This is a genomic window from Micromonospora sp. B9E7 (assembly GCF_039871815.1).
In the GTDB taxonomy this organism is placed as follows: domain Bacteria; phylum Actinomycetota; class Actinomycetes; order Mycobacteriales; family Micromonosporaceae; genus Micromonospora.
Genome location: NZ_JBDPLX010000003.1, coordinates 504,034 through 521,766, shown reverse-complemented (window position 1 = coordinate 521,766; position 17,733 = coordinate 504,034). Strand labels below are relative to the sequence as shown.

Sequence of the window (17,733 nt, the reverse complement as noted above, 5' to 3'; positions counted from 1 at the left end):
GCTGAGGCTGGTTATGGTCGTGCGGTGAACCGACTCGCCGACGCCACCAGTCCGTACCTGCTCCAGCACGCCGACAACCCGGTGGACTGGTGGCCGTGGTCCGAAGAGGCGTTCGCCGAGGCGAAACGGCGCGACGTCCCGGTGCTCATCTCGGTCGGTTACGCGGCCTGCCACTGGTGCCACGTGATGGCCCACGAGTCGTTCGAGAACGAGCAGGTCGGGGCCTTGATGAACGACAACTTCGTGTCGATCAAGGTGGATCGTGAGGAGCGTCCGGACGTGGACGCGATCTACATGACCGCGACCCAGGCGATGACCGGCCAGGGCGGCTGGCCGATGACCGTCTTCGCCACCCCGGACGGCACCCCGTTCTTCTGCGGCACCTACTTTCCGCGTCCCAACTTCGTCCAGCTGCTCCAGTCGGTCACGACCGCCTGGCGGGAGCAGCGCGAGGCGGTGGTGCGCCAGGGCGCCTCGGTGGTCGAGGCGATCGGCGGCGCGCAGGCCGTGGGCGGCCCCACCGCGCCGCTGGACGCGCCGCTGCTCGACGCCGCGGCCGGCAAGCTGGCCAGCGAGTACGACGCGACGAACGGTGGCTTCGGCGGTGCCCCGAAGTTCCCGCCGCACATGAACCTGCTCTTCCTGCTGCGTCACCATCAGCGCACCCGTGACCCGCAGAGCTTGGAGATCACCCGGCACACCGCCGAGGCGATGGCCCGGGGCGGCATCTACGACCAGCTCGCCGGCGGCTTCGCCCGGTACTCGGTGGACGCGCACTGGACGGTGCCGCACTTCGAGAAGATGCTCTACGACAACGCGCTGCTGCTGCGTCTCTACACCCAGCTGTGGCGACTCACCGGTGACCCGCTGGCCCGCCGGGTCGCTCGGGACACCGCCCGGTTCCTCGCCGACGAGCTGCACCGGCCGGGGCAGGGGTTCGCGTCCGCGCTGGACGCCGACACCGATGGTGTCGAGGGCCTCACCTACGCCTGGACGCCCGGGCAGCTGATCGAGGCGCTGGGGGAGGAGGACGGCAGGTTCGCCGCCGACCTGTTCACGGTGACCGATGACGGCACCTTTGAGAAGGGCATGAGCGTGCTCAGGCTGGCCCGGGACGTGGACGATGCCGCGCCGGAGGTCCGCGCCCGCTGGCAGCGGGTGGTGGGAGGGCTCCTCGCGGCCCGGGACACCCGCCCGCAGCCGGCCCGCGACGACAAGGTGGTGGCCGCCTGGAACGGGCTGGCGATCACCGCCATCGCCGAGTTCCAGCAGGTCGCCGCCCTGTACGCGTCTCCGCAGGACGAGGACGCCAACCTGATGGACGGTGTGACGATCGTCGCCGACGGGGCGATGCGCGACGCCGCCGAGTACCTGGCCGCCGTGCACCTGGTGGATGGCCGGCTGCGCCGGGTCTCCCGGGACGGCAAGGTCGGGGAGCCGGCTGGCGTACTGGAGGACTACGGCAGTGTGGCCGAGGCCTTCTGCGCGCTGCACCAGCTCACCGGCGAGGGGCGCTGGCTCACGCTGGCCGGCGAGCTGCTGGACACCGCGTTGGCGCACTTCGCCGCACCCGGCGGTGCCTTCTACGACACCGCCGACGACGCGGAACGACTGGTCGCCCGGCCCGCCGACCCGACCGACAACGCCACCCCGTCCGGCCGGTCGGCGTTGATCGCCGGACTGGTCGTGTACTCGGCGCTGACCGGGGAGACGCGCTACCGGGAGGCCGCCGAGGCGGCGCTCGCCACTGTCGCGCCGATCGTCGGGCGGCACCCCCGATTCACCGGGTACGCGGCCATGGCCGGCGAGGCGTTGCTCTCCGGGCCGTACGAGATCGCCGTTGCGACCGAGGACCCCGCGGGCGACCCCCTGGTGGCTGCGGCCCGTCGGCATGCCCCGCCCGGAGCGGTGGTCGTCGCCGGACGCCCGGACCAGCCCGGCGTGCCGCTGCTGGCCGACCGTCCGCTGGTCGACGGTCGGTCCGCCGCGTACGTCTGCCGGGGTTTCGTCTGTCAGCGGCCGGTCACGTCGGTCGAGGAGTTGGTCGTCGAGCTGGGTGGCGCCGGTAGCAGCCAGTAGCCGTCGGTGCGCCGCGCAGGTGCCCGGACGTGGCGCCCGGCCCAGGGTCGCCGGCCCTCCGGGGAGGCGTGCCGAGGGCCCGGATAGGCTGGCCGCGCTATGGATTCCCGTACCGGTCTGCCTGTTGTCGGCATGGTGGGTGGCGGCCAGTTGGCCCGGATGACCCACCAGGCCGCGATCGCCCTCGGCCAGTCACTGCGTGTGCTCGCGACCGCGCCCGACGACGGCGCGGCGCTCGTCGCAGCCGACGTCCAGTACGGCGACCACACCGACCTGGCCGCCCTGCGTACCTTCGCCAAGGGCTGCGACGTCGTCACCTTCGACCACGAGCATGTGCCCTCCGAGCACATCCGCACGCTGGCGGCGGAAGGGGTGACCCTCTACCCGCCGGCGGACGCGCTGCTGCACGCCCAGGACAAGCAGGTGATGCGGGAACGCCTCACCGAGCTGGGTGCGCCCAACCCCGCGTGGCGGCCGGTCGGTGAGCCCGCCGACCTGGTCGACTTCGGCGAGCAGGTCGGTTGGCCGGTGGTGCTCAAGGCAGCGCGCGGCGGCTACGACGGCCGGGGCGTCTGGATGGTCGACGATGCTGCCCAGGCCACCGAGCTGGCAGCCACGCTGCTGGCCGGCGGCACCCGGCTGATCGTCGAGGAACGGGTGCCGTTGCGCCGCGAGTTGGCCGTGCAGGTGGCCCGGTCGCCGTTCGGTCAGGTGGCCGCGTACCCGGTGGTCGAGACCGTGCAGCGCGACGGCATCAACGTGGAGGTGTTGGCCCCGGCACCCGACCTGGACGAGGAGCTGGCGGTCTCCGCCCAGCAGCTCGCCATCGACCTGGCCACCGCCCTCGGTGTGATCGGCCTGCTGGCCGTGGAGCTGTTCGAGGTGCGTGACGACACCGGCCGTCCCGCCATCGTCGTGAACGAGCTGGCGATGCGCCCGCACAACTCCGGGCACTGGACCATCGAGGGTGCCCGGACCTCCCAGTTCGAGCAGCACGTGCGGGCGGTGTTGGACTACCCGATGGGCGACACGGCGCTGACCGCGCCGGTGGTGGTGTCGGCGAACGTGCTCGGCGGCGAGCCCGGCGGGATGTCGATCGACGAGCGGTTGCACCACCTCTTCGCGGCCGAGCCGGGTGCCAAGGTGCACCTCTACGGCAAGCAGGTGCGACCCGGCCGGAAGATCGGGCACGTCACGCTCCTCGGGGACGACCTGGATGACGTACGGGCGCGGGCGGCGCGCGCCGTTCGTTGGCTGTGCGAGGGGCACGAGTGACCGACGCGTTGGCGGACCAAGGAGGCACCGGAGTGAGCACGGTCGGGTTGATCATGGGCAGTGACTCGGACTGGCCGACCATGCGGGCCGCAGCCGAGGTGCTGGACGACTTCGGCGTGGCGTACGAGGTGCGGGTGATCTCGGCGCACCGGACGCCGGTCGCGATGATCGAGTACGGCCGTGACGCCGCCGACCGTGGCCTCAAGGTGATCATCGCCGGGGCGGGCGGTGCCGCCGCGCTGCCGGGCATGGTGGCCTCGGTGACGCCACTGCCGGTGATCGGCGTGCCGGTGCCGCTGAAGCACCTCGACGGCATGGACTCGCTGCTGTCCATCGTGCAGATGCCAGCCGGGGTCCCGGTCGCCACCGTGTCGATCGGCAACGCCCGCAACGCCGGCCTGCTCGCCGTACGGATCCTCGGGGCGAGCGACGACGGCCTGCGCGCCAGGATGACGACCTACCAGCGAGAGCTGGAGAAGCTGGTGGCGAGCAAGGAAGCCGCTCTCCAGGCAACCCTCCCGTAGTTCGCGTCAGACCCGAGCCGCGTCGATCATGTACTTGTGGTGCCGGTAAGAAGGCACCTTGAGGGCATTTGTCACCCACCACAACTCCATGATCGACCCCCGGACCGACCCGCCGCCGTGCCCCTCGGATCTCACCTCATGCCGCGTAGCGCGGTCTGTAGGCGTTCCTGGGCGCGGCGGCGGCGCTCGTTGCTCGCCCCGAGCACGAGCAGCAGGACGCCGACCGGGATGAGCGCGAGCCACGGGCCGAGGCTCACCAGTGCGTGGATCGCGGCGATCGCGGTGACCGACGCGCCGACGATCACCGGGGCCTGCTGCCGGGTGGACGAGCCGTAGATCAGCACCGCGACCGCGCCGAGCAGCAACAGCATCTGCCGTAGGGTGCTGGACTCGGTGGCCAGGACGATGGCCAGTGTCGGGACGAAGGCCGTGACCAACGCCGGCCCGAACGCCACCCAGCTGCTCAGATCGGGTCGGTGGCGCAGTTCGAGGACTCCGACGAGCAGGGCCAGTGCGGCGAACGGCAACGTGTACGCCTCGGGCAGCGCGACGTCGGCGACCCGCATCAGGATCCACCAGGCGGTGATCTCGCAGACCACCACCGCCCAGAACAGGATCCGGCGTTCCACCGGCCGGCGGCCGGGCCGGGTCGCCGCCACCCCGAGGACCGCGCCCCAGGCGGCCAGCAGGGCGGCGATGTGTCGGGGTGAGTCGAAGGCGAGGGCCAGGGCGATGAGCGCCGCAGCGTACCCGGTCCATTCCACCGTGGAGGCCTCGCGCTGCGCCTCGGGGCGGCGCAGCCGGGGCAGGGTCGCGGCGAGCACCTGCAGGACCGCCCCGACGGCGAGCACACCGAACGCGGACCAGACCGCGGCCAGCCCGGCGACCAGGCCGGCGGTGAGCACGAAGAGCTGCGCCATGAGTGAGGCGAAGAGCCAGCCGAGGATGCGCGCCCGCTGGGTGGTGCCGAACAGCGCGGCCACCGCACCCACCCCGACAGCGCTGCCGAGCGTGAACAGGGTCATCTGCCGCTCAGCCAGGCTGCCGGCGAGCCCGGCGCTGCCGCCGGCCAGCCCGATGGCGAACACCAGCACCCGGGCCAGCCGCAGCGAGCGAGCCCGCTCGACCAGCGGCGGCGGTGGGGTGAGCGCGAGACCGAGCATCGCGATGGTGAAGACGGAGAGCGCGGCGACGGTGCTGGCGGGCCAACCCTGGCCCAGCGCGATGGGTGCGATCAGCAACGTGACAGCGGCCCCGGGCAGCACCACCGGCACGGCCCGGGACCGCCGCCCGCCGCTGAACCCGGTCGCGGCCAGCGCGGCGGTCGCGGTGAGTAGCAGCGCCGTCAGCACGTGGGTCGGATTGACCACATCCGGCGGTGGGGTGAGCAGCTCCGGCGGAGGGCCCTGCCAGATCCGGGTCAGTGTGCGGTGCGGCTCGACCAGCGCGGTGACCAGCGCGGGGGCGATCGAGGCGAGTGCCAGGGCGGTCGGAAGGGCCGCTGCGGCCAACGCGCCGGCGGCCGGGTTGAACCGCCACCGCCGCCGCTCCGGGTCATCCGGCAGTCGCCGTAGCGCGCCGTCGAGCCGTACCGCCCAGCGCCGGACCGGCTGGGCGGCGCCGGCGGGCGGCACCGTGGCCGCGCGGATCAGCTCGGCCAGGACGCCGAGCAGGGCGGCGGCGGCCGCGTAGACGCCCGCGGCGAGGCCGGTCGGGATGGCGGCGAGGGCGCTGATGCTGGCCCCGCCGACCACCGCCACGCTGACCCAGGGCAGATATTGCGGCACCTGCCGGCGGACCGCGGCCACGGCGGCCAGGCCGAGGCTGGACGCGGCCAGTGCGGCGGTCAGCACCACCTGCGCCGAGTGTTCGAATTCGGCGGCCAGTGCCGCCACCGAGCCGGGAAGGGCCAGCAACGCGGCGCAGATCGCCGCACCGCCGATCTGCGCCAGGTGCGGTGGCATCCCCTCGGTGTCGATGTCGACCACCTGCGGGCCGGCCAGGACGCGGGCCAACGTGGCCACCACCACGCCGATGAGCGCGATGCTGCCCAGGGCCAGCGCCGTGGTCCACGGGCGGACCAGACCGGCTCCGGCGGCGTGCAACGCGACCACTCCGGCCACGGTGGCCCGGGACAGCCCGGCACGGGCCTCCTCGGTGGCTGCCGCGGCGATCCCGTACACGGTGGCGACCATTCCGCCGACCAGGACCGGCGACCACCAGGCCAGGTCGAACGCGGCGGGCGCGCCGATCGTGGCGAGCACCGCCGCCCCACCGGACACGTCCCACCGCCAGGGCGGCGGGAGCAGGATGCCGGCGGCGAGGGCCAACAGTGCCAACGCGACAGGTGCCTGCCAGGTGGAGCCGCCGACCGGCGCGGCGGGCCAGCCGCTCAGGTCGCCCCTCCAGATCGGGCCCGGGGTGGCGAGCACTCCGACCCCGCCGCGCACCGCGGACCACCCGGCGAGTACGCCGATGAGGAGGCCACCGGCGGCGAGGCCGAGGATCGGCCCGCGTCGCCACTCCTCCGGCATGCTCCGCGCGCCCACCGCGACCACCAGGACCAGGGCGGCGGCTACCGCCAACTGCCCGCCCGGTGCGAGCACCGCCCCGATCCGCACCAGGGTGGCGATCAGGGCGGTGGTGACGGCGGCGGCGGCCAGGTCGGAGCCGTCGAGGGTGAGGTCGGCGCGACGGCCGGCGTCGATGGAGGGAGCCAGGAAGAGCAACACCGCCGCGACCAGCAGGAGCGCGCCGACCCAGGCGTCGGCGACGGTGGCACCGGGCGCGCCGAACGCGGCGGCGGTGACCAGCAGCGCCCCCAGCCCGGTGCCGACCGACAGCGGCGCGGGGATGCGGCGCTGGGAGACCTGCACGACGGCGGCGTAGCCGAGGGTCACACAGACCGCCAGGAAGCTGGCCGCCAGGACCGGGACGGTCACCTCCCGCAGACTCGCCGGGGTGAGCGTCGGACCACTGGGCATGGTGGCGGTCACGAACGCGGCCACCGCCCCGGGCAGCGCGAACGCGGCGCCTCCGGCGGCCCAGGCGGTGACCGTGTCGGAGGCGGCCGAGGCGATCCGGATCCGGGGCGCCAACGTGACGAGCGTGCCGGCCACGAACAGGGTGAGCAGGACCGCGGCGCTGAGCGTGGGGCGGGTGAGGCTGGCACCGGCTCCGAAGAGGCCCACCACCGCCGCACCGACGGCGTGCGCCACCGCCGCTCGGTCGGTGCGGGCGGAGAGCCCGATGACGCCGATGCCGATCGAGGTGACCACCATCGGCCAGGGTGCTGCCGCCCAGCCGAGACCCAACGAGGCCGGGACGGCGAGCGCGGTCAGCGCCGCGCCGGCGACCGCGAACTCGCGGCGGATCTCCGGGGGCAGAGCCAGCACCGCCGCGATGGTGAGCAGGAACGCGGCACCCGCGAGCTGCCAGGTGGTCGGCCCGACCGCCGCCGCCAGCTCGGCCGGGTAGCGGCTGAGGTCGGCGCCCCAGGCCGGCAGCGCCGCCCGGACCGGCGCGACCCCGGCGCGTAGTGCGCCTCCGGCGACCACCAGACCGCTGACGGTCAGCGCCACCGCCGAGGCGATCTGCGGGCCACGGCGGGCGGTCTCGGGGACCGCACGGACCGCCAGCCCGGTCACCGTGATGACCAGCGCGATCAGCAGCAGCGCCCGGCCGGGCAGCGCCACCGAGACGATTCGGCTGAGCGCACCGATCACGGCCAGGGTGACGATGCCGGCGGCGACGTCGGGCAGCGGCGGTCGACGCAGCACCAGCGCACCGGCCAGCCCGACCGTGGCGGCCAGCAGCAGCACCGTCCCGGCGCCGGTCGCCGTCGGCACGGTCTGCGCCCGCAGCAGGGCGGTGACCGCGTACGCCAGGGCGACGGCGACCGCCATCGCGTGCAGCAACCAGGTCAGCTCGCGCAGCCCGGGCACCGGGCGGGCCGGTCTCGTGTCGGCGGAACCCGCTCCGGCGTCGATCAGCTCGGCGGCCTCCTCAGGGTCGCCCTCCGGCCGGTTCTCAGCACTGCGTGGGCGAGGCGCCGACGAGGCGCCCGGCAGTGGCAGGTCCTGCCGGACGGGGCGTTCCATGACCACGCCGGAGCGGGCCAGCCAGAGGTCGACGAGGGCGACCAGGGCCAGCACCAGCGCCCAGCCTCCCGGGCCGGTGATCCGGTCGTAGGCGAGCAGCGGCAGCACCGGCTGCGCGGCGAGCACGGTGGCGAAGCGGGGTGCGCGCAGGCCGGTCCAGCCGGCGTACGCGAATGCGACGGCCACCGTGACCGCGAAGATCACCCCGCTGAAGACCGTGGCGGAGACGCCGCCGGTGCCGATCCGGTCCACCGCCCAGAGGGCGTTACCGGCAAGCGGCACCAGCAGGAGGCCGACGGCGGCGATGGTCTCGGCGGTCGAGGTGAGCCCGCGCCGGGCCAGCACCGGCGGGGCGAGCAGCATCAGCACGGTGGCCAGGAGCAGGATGCCGAGCCGGGCCACCGCGTCCATCGAGCTGGTCGCCACCGCGGCGAAGACCACCGCGGCCACCCCGAGCAGCAGCGCGCCCAGCCCGAGGGGGATGTTCTGCACCTCGCGTGACGAGGCCTCCGGCGGGTGCTCCGGGTCGTCCGGGCCCAGCCAGGTCGCCCGGGGTGGCGGCGGTGGGTCCTCCGGGGTGTGCGGGGTGTTCTGGCGGGGCACTCGCGGCGGTGCTCCGGTGGTGGCGGTCGGTGGCCGCCGGCCGGGGCGGCGGCGCAGCACCCGACGGGGCCGGGTGGCCTGCTTGACCCGCTCCTCGCCGGCGTGGGCGAGGATGTCCCGCTGGAAGAGCGCAGCCTGCATCTTGGCGGCGATCTGCCGTTGCTCACGGGCGATGGCGGCGTCGCGCGCCTTCATCTCCGCGATCGAACGCTCGATGTCCGCCAGGTGCTCGACCCACTGTGGCTGGTCAGCCCCACAGTGCGGGCATCGGACGGCCGGCTTGATCTCCCGGCCGCACGAGGAGCATTGAAAGGTCGCCACGACACCCCTCCACCCGCACTGTGGACTCCCACTGTCGCAGCATGCCCAAAGCTGGCGCGGATTTCGACTCTTGTCGGCGGGTCCGGGGCAAACAACGACACCGGCCGGCCCCCGAGACGCTCGGTGGCCGGCCGGTGGAGGTCGTTCGGTCAGGGGCGGCCCATGCCCCGGTACTCCCAGCCGGCCTGGGTCCACAGTGCCGAATCGAGACAGTTGCGACCGTCGACCACCTTGCGGCCGTTTACCAACTCGCCGAGGGCGACCGGGTCGGCGTTGCGGAAGTCGGCCCACTCGGTGAGGACGCAGACCAGGTCGGCGCCGGTGACCGCCTCGTTGATGCCGGTCTCGTAGGTCAGCTCGGGGACCGCGCGGCGGGCGTTGTCGGTGCCCTGCGGGTCGTACACGTGCACGTCGGCGCCGGCCTTGTGCAGCAGTGCGGCGACGGCGAGCGCCGGGGCGTCGCGGACGTCGTCGGTGTTGGGCTTGAAGGTGGCGCCGAGCACGGCGATCCGGGTACCGGAGAAGTCCGGGCCGGCCGGGCCGGAGCGGCGGCCGAGCAGGTCCGCGGCGAGGTTGAGCACCCGGGTACGACGGCGCAGGTTGATCAGGTCGACCTCGTGCAGGAAGCGCAGCGCCTCGCCGGCGCCCAACTCCTGGGCTCGGGCCTGGAACGCCCGGATGTCCTTGGGCAGGCAGGCGCCGCCGAAGCCGAGGCCGGCCTGGAGGAACCGGTTGCCGATGCGCGGGTCGTAGCCGATCGCGCGGGCCAGTTGGGTGACGTCGCCGCCGGAGGCCTCGCAGACCTCGGCCATCGCGTTGATGAAGGAGATCTTGGTGGCCAGGAAGGCGTTCGCGGCGACCTTGACCAGCTCGGCGGTGGCGAAGTCGGTGACCACCAGGGGCACCTCGCGGTCCTCGGTCGCGGCCAGGTCGAAAACGCCCTTGTGCGCGGCGTAGAGCATGCCGTTGGCCCACTCGCTCTTCACGCCCACGACGATCCGGTTGGGGCGCAGGACGTCGTCGACGGCGAAGCCCTCCTGGAGGAACTCGGGGCTCCACGCCACCTCGACGCCGAGGTCGTCGGGGGTGTGCTTGCCGACGAGCTGCTCCACCCACTCGGCCGTGCCCACCGGCACGGTGGACTTGCCGACGATCAGTGCCTTGCGGGTCAGGTGCTGCGCGAGGCTGGTGACCGACGCCTCGACGTACGACAGGTCGGCGCCCATCCCGTCGGCCCGCTGGGGGGTGCCGACGCAGATGAAGTGCACGTCACCGAACTCGGCGGTCTCGGCGATGTCGGTGCTGAACCGCAGGCGTCCGGCAGCGAGGTTGCGCCGGAGCAGTTCGTCGAGGCCGGGCTCGTGGATCGGCACCTGACCGGCGTTCAGCATTGCGATCTTGTCCGCGTCGACGTCGAAACCGAGCACGTCGTAGCCCAGTTCGGCGTAGCAGATGGCGTACGTCGCACCGAGGTATCCGGTCCCCAGGAACGTCACCCGCGGCCGAGGTGCGCCCGAGGGCGGTGTCACCGCGGCGATGGCGGGGGTCGGCTGGATGGTGGGGTAGGGGATCGTCACGCCTGTCTTCTCCGCTCGCACTGGCGGCGCGTCGTCGCGTCGCATTCTGCTGCGGCGCCTGGGCGGGGCACCGGAGGGGTGGCTAACTGTCTGGCCTCCATCATTGCCCAGCGGCGTGGGTGCACCCTCATGCCCATGCCTACGCGCCGGTAACATCACCTGAACTGCAGTCGCTAGTCTTCAGTCTGCGCGGTCAGCGGTCAGGAGTCGTCACAGACTGCGCATGATAGCGGTGAAGGGGAGGGGCCGACATGGCCGCAGGGGAGTCGTTCGACGTCTACCGGTTGCCCGAGGAGCACCTGGCGATCCGGGAGGCGGTCCGGGAGGTCTGCGAGGCGAAGGTGGCCCCGCGCGCCGCCGAGGCCGACGAGACCGGGGAGTTCCCCAAGGCGTCCTACGAGGCGCTGCGAGCGGCCGACTTCCACGCCCCCCACATCCCCGAGGAGTACGGCGGCGCGGGCGCGGACGCGCTGGCCACCGCGATCGTGATCGAGGAGGTCGCGCGGGCCTGCGCGTCCTCCTCGCTGATCCCGGCGGTGAACAAGCTCGGCACGATGCCGCTGCTGTTGTCCGGTTCCGAGGAGATCAAGCGCCGCTATCTGACGCCGGTCGCGGCGGGGGAGGCCATGTTCTCGTACTGCCTCTCCGAGCCGGAGGCGGGCAGCGACGCGGCGTCGATGACCACCCGGGCGGTGCGTGACGGGGATCACTGGGTGCTCAACGGGGTGAAGCGTTGGATCACCAACGCCGGGGTGTCCGAGTTCTACACCGTCTTCGCCGTCACCGACCCGTCCGCGCGGTCCCGGGGCATCTCGGCCTTCGTGGTCGAGAAGTCCGACGCCGGGGTGAGCTTCGGCGCGCCGGAGAAGAAGCTCGGCATCAAGGGCTCGCCGACCCGCGAGGTCTACCTCGACAACGTGCGGATCCCCGCCGACCGGATGATCGGCGCGGAGGGCACCGGCTTCGCCACCGCGATGAAGACCCTGGACCACACCCGCGTCACCATCGCCGCGCAGGCCGTCGGGATCGCGCAGGGCGCGCTCGACTACGCCAAGGGGTACGTGACGGAGCGCCGGCAGTTCGGCAAGGCGGTCGCCGAGTTCCAGGGCATCCAGTTCATGCTCGCCGACATGGGCATGAAGCTGGAGGCGGCCCGGCAGCTCACGTACGCGGCCGCCGGCAAGTCCGAGCGGGGCGACGCGGACCTCACCTACTTCGGCGCGGCGGCCAAGTGCTTCGCCTCAGACGCCGCCATGGAGATCACCACCGATGCGGTGCAGTTGCTCGGTGGCTACGGCTACACGCGGGACTACCCGGTCGAGCGGATGATGCGGGACGCCAAGATCACGCAGATCTACGAGGGCACCAACCAGGTGCAGCGCATCGTCATGGCGAGGCAGTTGCTGGCCGGCGTCGTCTAGGCCCCGACGCCGCCGATGGTCCGGTACGCCGACGTCGGCGTACCGGACCATCGGCGGTCTCGTCACCGGTCGGAGGTCGTTTCGGTGGCGGGTTTCAGAGGGCCGCCACGCAGCGCGTACGCCAGCAGGCCGGTCACCGCCAGCACGGTGGCGCAGGCGGTGGCGGCGGTGGTGCCGGCGGGCTGGACCAGCCAACTGGCGACCTGCACCCGCACGTCCCTGCTGGGCCCGAGGAACGGCAGGACCGCGATGAGGGTCCAGGTGAGCGGGGCGACCCAGGACAGGGCGGCGCCGAACAGGGCGGTGCCGAGCGCGGTCAGCCCGAGCAGGCCGGCCGTGTTGCGCAGCACGAGGGCGAGCGGTTCGTAGCGCGCGTCGGTGAGTGTGCTGAGCGACAGCAGGGCGGTGATCACTGCGGCGGCGAGGAGGAGGTGCCCGGCTCGCCGCAGCGGCCAGTTGACCGACGCGGTGTGGTCGAGGGCGTCGTCGGCACCGTTGAGGGTGGCCCCGAGCGCGGCCACCGCCAGCATGATGGTGAGGCTGGCCGTACGCGGGTTGATGGTCGTCGAGGTCGTGTAGGCCAACGACATCACCCACGCCAGCACGATCACCGCGGTGGCGACACCCAGGGCGAGGGGAACCTGGCGGGAGCGCAGGTAGAGCTGGAACCACCTCACGGCTTGTCCTCGGGCAGGAGCGCCAGCAGGGCGTCGGTGCGGCAGTCCAGTGTTGCCTCGCGCGCCGCTGCCATCCGTTGCCGCTGCTCGGCCTGCGGCAGGCTCACCAGCGCCTGGTAGGCGCGCTGCCCCCGCTCGGCTTCCGCGCGGTCCCACCAGGACTCCAGGGTTGGTGGCTGGTCGCTCAGCCAGGCTGCGGCGACCATCCGGGCGAGGGGCTCGTCCTCCTGCCCCGACTGTTCGCCGCACTCCTGCTGCCAGGCGGCCTGGAACAGGGACGGCAGGAAGTCGCCGTCGGACAGGTCGGCGCCTCCGCTGCGGTTGATCGTGGGGGTCTCGAAGATGAGCGTGTCGCCGGTGTGCCGGGGTGGAGCCGGGTCGGGTGTGAGTTGCGCCCAGTAGTCGATCTGTCGGGTCTCCACCGCCCGGACCGGGGCGTTGGGTAGCTTCGCCGCCAGCACCGCCAGAGCCTCCCGGGCTGGGCCGACGACGTCGGGCAGCAGCCCGGCGTGTGCGCGGGTCACGCAGACCTGCGGGCCGTCGTCGTCGCAGACCAGCTCGACGGCGACCGGGTCGGCGGCGACCGCGCCGCGGGTTCCGCCCACGGGCAGCAGCGGCACGGTGACCGCAGCGCCGAGCAGCGCGGGGAGCACGGCCAGCGCGATGGCCCGACGCCGGACCGCGCCCAGGAGCAGCAGTCCGGTGGCGGCGAGGGACACCAGCCACACCATCTGGAGCAGGCTGACCCGGTTGGTGACCGTCTGGAAGTCGTGCACGCCCCCACTGAAGATCGGGACGAGCAGCACCGCCGACGGTTCCGGCCGGGATGCGGCGAGAGCCGCTCCAACGCCAGCCATCATGAATATCTCCGGGACCAGACCCACCAGGACGAAGCCGAGCACGGCGACGATGGGTGCGGTGACCAGGCGGGGCACGGCCCGGCCGGCGGCCATGCCCAGCCAGGCCGCGGCGACCAACGCCGGGACGCCGACCGCGGTGACGACGATCGCGTTCGCCGGGAAGTATCCGGACGTCCGCAGCGCCCATCCGGCCGCGATGAGGAACACCAGGATGTACGCGGTCACCACCGTGACGGCGAGGGCGCCGGCGACCGGGCCGACGCGCTGCCACCGTGGCCGCACCGTGCTGGCGAACAACTCGTCGACCCGGTGACGCGCGTCCCGGCGACCCAGCCACGCTCCGCCGGCCAGCGCCAGTGGCAGCAGCACCATGAGCAGCAGCCGTACGGTGATCGCCAGTTGCATCCACCGCCCGGCGTAGAACTCGGTGGACGTGAGCGCCAGCGCCGTGCCGGTCACCAGTGACAGCAGGGCGACGCCGAGAGCCGCCGACCGGCGGAGCTCGATGCGGAGGATTCGTCCGGTCACGAGGACACCCGCCCACGGTAGGCGCGCAGCAACGACGAGTAGCCCCGTTCGGTGGCGCTGTCGCCGGCGTCGTCGGTGCCGCCCTGCGCGGCCAGCTCACCGGTGCTGCCCTGCCACACCAACCGACCCTCGCTGACCAGCACCACGTCGGTGCAGGCCACCGCGACGTCCTCGACCAGGTGGGTGGAGACGAGCACGCAGCTGTCCAGGCCGATCTCGCGCAGCAGCTCGCGGAAGTCGAGGCGTTGCTCCGGGTCCAGGCCGACTGTCGGTTCGTCGAGCAGCAGCACCTCCGGGTCGTTGACGATCGCCTGGGCGATGCCGGCGCGGCGCAGCATCCCGCCGGACAGCGTCTTCATCCGGGAGTCGGCGCGGTCCGCCAGACCGACCCGTTCGATGGCCCGCTGCACCGCGCCGGGGATGACCGCCTTCGGCATCTCCTTGAGCCAGGCCAGGTACTCGACGAACTCGCGGACCGTGAAGCGCGGGTAGAAGCCGAAGTGCTGCGGCAGGTAGCCCAGGCCACGTCGTACCCGGCGCAGATCCGCGCCGGCGGTGACGTCCTCGCCGAGCAGGGTGAGCCGACCAGCGGCCGGCTTCACCACCGTGGCCAGGGCCCGCATCAACGTCGTCTTGCCGGCGCCGTTGGGGCCGAGCAGCCCGTGCACACCGATGCCCAACGACAGGTCCAGGCCGTTGACCGCCAGGTGTCGGCCGGCCCGAACCTGCAACTTCTCGGCATGCACCGCCCACGGATAGGTCGACGGCGCGGTCTCCGCCACGCTGACCGTACGCATCATGATGTCTCCATTCGGTGCTGGCTGGATGTCGTCATCGGAAGGTGCTGGTGGGTAGTCGCGAGCGCCATCGGGCCTGGACGAAGACCACGGCCAGCAGCAGCACGGTGGTGAGCGCCCAACCGGTCAGGCTGCTGCCCGCGAGGACGGCCGGGAGCCGGCCGCCGACCAGGCTCGGCGCCACCACGCCCACGGACCAGGTGAGCGCCAACGTGAGGGCGGCCCGGTCGATGCCCACCACCGTGCCCAGCGCCAACGCTCCGGTGGTGAAGCCCAGAGCCGGCAGCAACCAGAGGCCGGGGGAGTGCCCGGTGCCCCAGCCCGCTACCGCCAGCACCGGCAGGACCGCGACCAGCACCCCCAACGTGCGGCGCATGAGGAGCGGCAGGCCGGTACGGGGCGTGGTGGCCGCCAGCTCCCAGGCCGGGTCGACTCGCCGGCTCCAGACGGCGGCCACCGGCAGCAGCGGCGCGACCGGCGCGACCAGCAGCACCAGCGACGGCAGGCTGGCGAAGGTCTTCTCGAACAGGAGCGCGGCGAGCATCAGCCCGGCGGCGGTGGCGAGCCAGGGCAGGATTCGTGCGGCGACCCCGGTACGCCGTAGCCGCCGACGACGCACCGGGCCCGGACCGGTGGCGATCCCGGCGGCGACCGCGCCGGCCACCCGGTCCAGCAGCTCGCGGGTGCCGGGGTCGACCGCATCCGTCAGCAGCGCCCGGCAGTCGGCGCAGGTCTCCAGGTGTGCCTCCACCGCCCAGATGGTCGCGTCGTCGACGCCGACACCACCCGAGGCGTAGTGGGAGATGAGAGCGGGCGTGGGATGAGTGGTCATGACAGCGCCTCCCGGAGTGCGATTCGGGCCCGTCTCGCGCGGGTTTTCACGGTCCCCTCCGGCATGCCGAGCAGCAGTGACGTCTCTCGGGCGGTCAACCCGTCGAGGACCATGGCGCGGAGCACCTGTCGCAGCTCCGGGGCCAGGGCCTGCAGGGCCTTTTCGAGGTTGGCGTCCATCCCGCCGGCCAGCGCCTCCTCCTCGGCGGCCGGGGCCACGGTCTCGAAGGTCTGCACCGCCGGGATCCGCTCACGTCGAGCCCGGTGGCGGAACGCGTCGATCAGCCGGTGGGCGGCGATCGTCCACAGCCAGCCCACGGCGCTGCCCGAGGTGGAGGACGACTGCGCCTGACTGGCGGCCGACCGCCACACCGCCAGGTACGTCTCCTGCAACACCTCGGCCACCACGTCCTCGTCGCCGCACCGCCGACGCAGACGTGCGGTCAACCAGGGGGCGGTACGCCGGTACAGCGCGTCGAACGCGCCCCGGTCGCCCCGAGCGACCCGGCGGAGCAGTTCGCCCTCGTCGAGCGCGTCCAGACTTCGTCTCACGAAAGGCAAGACGACGCGTACCCCTTCTTCGGTTCTCTCCGCGCCGTGACCGTCGTCACACCTGGCATTCGTCGATGGTGATCCGCCGTGGCGTGACTCCCCACACACTGGGAACGTCGTACGCCTCCCGCGCGTTCTCCCCCACCGCGACCCCCGCCCGTCACGTGCTCGCCTCCCACACCGTGCCCGCTGCTCCTGCGGGTGCGCGGACGCCCCGCGCCGCGTGTGACGAGATACCCGCTTCCACAGAGAGACCGAGATGATGAAGCAGTCCGTGGAAGAGACCGGACCCGGCACCCGTACGGCGGATCCGACGACGACCGAGAGCGTTCTGCCCGGCGATCTGATGACCAACCGTCAGCGGGCGCAACTCGTCCTCGTGCTGGGTGCGCTGATCGCGATCGGGCCGCTGACCATCGACATGTACCTGCCCGCGCTGCCCGCCATCACGGCCGGCCTCCAGACCACCGAGACCGCGGTGCAGTTGACGCTGACCGGCACGTTGGTCGGTCTCGCCCTGGGCCAGTTGCTGATCGGTCCGCTGTCCGACGTGGTCGGACGGCGTACTCCGCTGCTGGCCGGGCTGGCCGCGCACATCGTGGCCTCGGTGCTGTGCGTCTTCGCGCCCAACATCGCGGTGCTCGGCACGCTGCGCGTCCTGCAGGGCCTCGGTGTCGCGGCCGCCACCGTGGTCGCCACGGCCGTCGTCCGCGACCTGTTCAGCGGGGCCTCCTTCGCCCGGATCTTCTCGCGGTTGATGCTCGTCATGGGTCTGGCGCCGATCCTCGCGCCGACCCTGGGCAGCGGCCTGCTGCGCTGGACCGAGTGGCGGGGCGTCTTCGCGGCGCTGGCGGTGCTCGGCGCGCTGCTGATCGTCGTGGCCGCGCTCCGGCTCCCGGAGACCCTTCCGGTGGCACGTCGGCGGCACGGCGGGGTGGCTGCCACCCTGCGGGACTACCGGGGGCTGTTCAACGACCGGGCGTTCGTCGGCCTGGTGCTGGTCGCGGGGCTGGCGATGGCGGCCCTGTTCGCGTACGTCTCCGGGTCGTCCTTCGTCCTGCAGCGGGAGTACGGCCTCGACGAGCAGGAGTTCGGTGTGGCCTTCGGGGCCGGCGCGGTGGGCCTGATCGCGGCCACCCAGTTCAACGTCCGGCTGCTGCGCCGCTACACCCCGCAGCAGATCCTGGTCAGCGCCCTGATCGCCGGCACGGCGGCCGGGCTGCTGCTGGTCATGTTCGCGGCGACCGGCTTCGGTGGTCTGGGCACCCTGCTGGCCGCGCTGTGGCTCGTGCTGGCCGCCGCCGGGCTGGCCCTGCCGAACGCTCCGGCGCTGGCCATGAGCCGGCACAGCGAGGCCGCAGGCACCGCCGCGGCGCTGCTCGGCGCGGTGCAGTTCGGCATCGGCGCGTTGTCCGCGCCGCTGGCGGGCCTGTTCGGCACCGGGAGCGTACCGATGGCGATCGTCATCGCGGGTGGCATGGCCGCCTCGCTGGTGGTCATGCTCGTCGTCGTTCCCCGCGCCAGCCTCGGCACGGTCGACGCGGAGCTGGCGGTCGCGCTGCACTAGCTCGGCGAGACAGCGGGCGGG

The 17,733-nt window shown here is 73.0% G+C and carries 13 protein-coding genes; 5 read left to right on the top strand and 8 right to left on the bottom strand.

Going from position 1 to position 17,733, the window contains the following annotated elements:
• Positions 1–24 precede the first annotated feature (24 nt).
• From ABGB10_RS07650 to purE, 3 genes are all read left to right on the top strand, one after another.
• Positions 25–2,079, top strand: a complete 2,055-nt coding sequence (locus tag ABGB10_RS07650) for a thioredoxin domain-containing protein (RefSeq protein WP_347660135.1) — start codon at positions 25–27, stop codon at positions 2,077–2,079.
• Between the two features lie 99 nt (positions 2,080–2,178).
• The gene (locus ABGB10_RS07645; protein WP_347660134.1) at positions 2,179–3,354 is read left to right on the top strand and encodes a 5-(carboxyamino)imidazole ribonucleotide synthase; all 1,176 of its coding nucleotides are present in this window, start codon (positions 2,179–2,181) and stop codon (positions 3,352–3,354) included.
• Positions 3,355–3,386: 32 nt separating this feature from the next.
• On the top strand, positions 3,387–3,878 hold the full coding sequence (purE, locus tag ABGB10_RS07640) for a 5-(carboxyamino)imidazole ribonucleotide mutase (RefSeq protein ID WP_347660133.1): 492 nt from the start codon (positions 3,387–3,389) through the stop codon (positions 3,876–3,878).
• Positions 3,879–3,884: 6 nt separating this feature from the next.
• Here the strand turns inward: purE and ABGB10_RS07635 are convergent, their stop codons facing one another.
• The 3 genes from ABGB10_RS07635 to ABGB10_RS07625 form a co-directional block, all read right to left on the bottom strand.
• Positions 3,885–4,013 (bottom strand): hypothetical protein, encoded by a 129-nt coding sequence (locus ABGB10_RS07635; RefSeq protein ID WP_347660132.1) that lies wholly within the window; start codon positions 4,011–4,013, stop codon positions 3,885–3,887.
• Complete coding sequence (locus tag ABGB10_RS07630) at positions 4,010–8,902, bottom strand: permease (RefSeq protein ID WP_347660131.1); 4,893 nt, start codon at positions 8,900–8,902, stop codon at positions 4,010–4,012. Before ABGB10_RS07630 ends, ABGB10_RS07635 begins: the two co-directional genes overlap by 4 nt.
• Before the next feature lie 149 nt (positions 8,903–9,051).
• Positions 9,052–10,479, bottom strand: coding sequence for a UDP-glucose/GDP-mannose dehydrogenase family protein (locus ABGB10_RS07625; RefSeq protein ID WP_278137554.1), 1,428 nt, complete (start codon positions 10,477–10,479; stop codon positions 9,052–9,054).
• 251 nt (positions 10,480–10,730) lie between these two features.
• Here ABGB10_RS07625 and ABGB10_RS07620 point away from each other — a divergent pair, with 251 nt between their 5' ends.
• Entirely contained in the window at positions 10,731–11,900 is a 1,170-nt protein-coding gene (locus ABGB10_RS07620; protein WP_347660130.1) for an acyl-CoA dehydrogenase family protein, read from the top strand.
• 62 nt (positions 11,901–11,962) lie between these two features.
• Here ABGB10_RS07620 and ABGB10_RS07615 read toward each other — a convergent pair whose 3' ends face one another.
• Genes ABGB10_RS07615 through ABGB10_RS07595 form a run of 5 tightly spaced genes read right to left on the bottom strand, consistent with a single transcriptional unit; the run spans position 11,963 to position 16,145 of the window.
• Positions 11,963–12,577: a hypothetical protein gene (locus ABGB10_RS07615; protein WP_347660129.1), complete on the bottom strand. Its 615-nt coding sequence runs from the start codon at positions 12,575–12,577 to the stop codon at positions 11,963–11,965.
• A complete protein-coding gene (locus ABGB10_RS07610) occupies positions 12,574–13,965 on the bottom strand; it encodes a hypothetical protein (RefSeq protein ID WP_347660128.1) in 1,392 nt (463 codons plus the stop codon). The genes ABGB10_RS07615 and ABGB10_RS07610 overlap by 4 nt, the downstream gene beginning before the upstream one ends.
• Positions 13,962–14,762, bottom strand: coding sequence for an ABC transporter ATP-binding protein (locus ABGB10_RS07605; RefSeq protein WP_347660159.1), 801 nt, complete (start codon positions 14,760–14,762; stop codon positions 13,962–13,964). Before ABGB10_RS07605 ends, ABGB10_RS07610 begins: the two co-directional genes overlap by 4 nt.
• 34 nt (positions 14,763–14,796) lie before the next feature.
• Entirely contained in the window at positions 14,797–15,594 is a 798-nt protein-coding gene (locus ABGB10_RS07600; RefSeq protein ID WP_347660127.1) for a zf-HC2 domain-containing protein, read from the bottom strand.
• Complete coding sequence (locus ABGB10_RS07595; RefSeq protein ID WP_347660126.1) at positions 15,591–16,145, bottom strand: RNA polymerase sigma factor; 555 nt, start codon at positions 16,143–16,145, stop codon at positions 15,591–15,593. Before ABGB10_RS07595 ends, ABGB10_RS07600 begins: the two co-directional genes overlap by 4 nt.
• A 346-nt stretch (positions 16,146–16,491) precedes the next feature.
• Between ABGB10_RS07595 and ABGB10_RS07590 the strand changes: the two genes are divergently transcribed.
• Entirely contained in the window at positions 16,492–17,712 is a 1,221-nt protein-coding gene (locus ABGB10_RS07590; protein ID WP_347660158.1) for a multidrug effflux MFS transporter, read from the top strand.
• Positions 17,713–17,733: the final 21 nt, after the last annotated feature.

What these genes read in the sequence shown, in the direction of transcription:
- ABGB10_RS07620 (WP_347660130.1), top strand. Translation starts at nt 10,731, where the DNA reads ATGGCCGCAGGGGAGTCGTTCGACGTCTACCGGTTGCCCGAGGAGCAC.
- ABGB10_RS07605 (WP_347660159.1), bottom strand. Translation starts at nt 14,762, where the DNA reads ATGCGTACGGTCAGCGTGGCGGAGACCGCGCCGTCGACCTATCCGTGG.
- ABGB10_RS07590 (WP_347660158.1), top strand. Translation starts at nt 16,492, where the DNA reads ATGACCAACCGTCAGCGGGCGCAACTCGTCCTCGTGCTGGGTGCGCTG.
- ABGB10_RS07600 (WP_347660127.1), bottom strand. Translation starts at nt 15,594, where the DNA reads ATGACCACTCATCCCACGCCCGCTCTCATCTCCCACTACGCCTCGGGT.
- ABGB10_RS07645 (WP_347660134.1), top strand. Translation starts at nt 2,179, where the DNA reads ATGGATTCCCGTACCGGTCTGCCTGTTGTCGGCATGGTGGGTGGCGGC.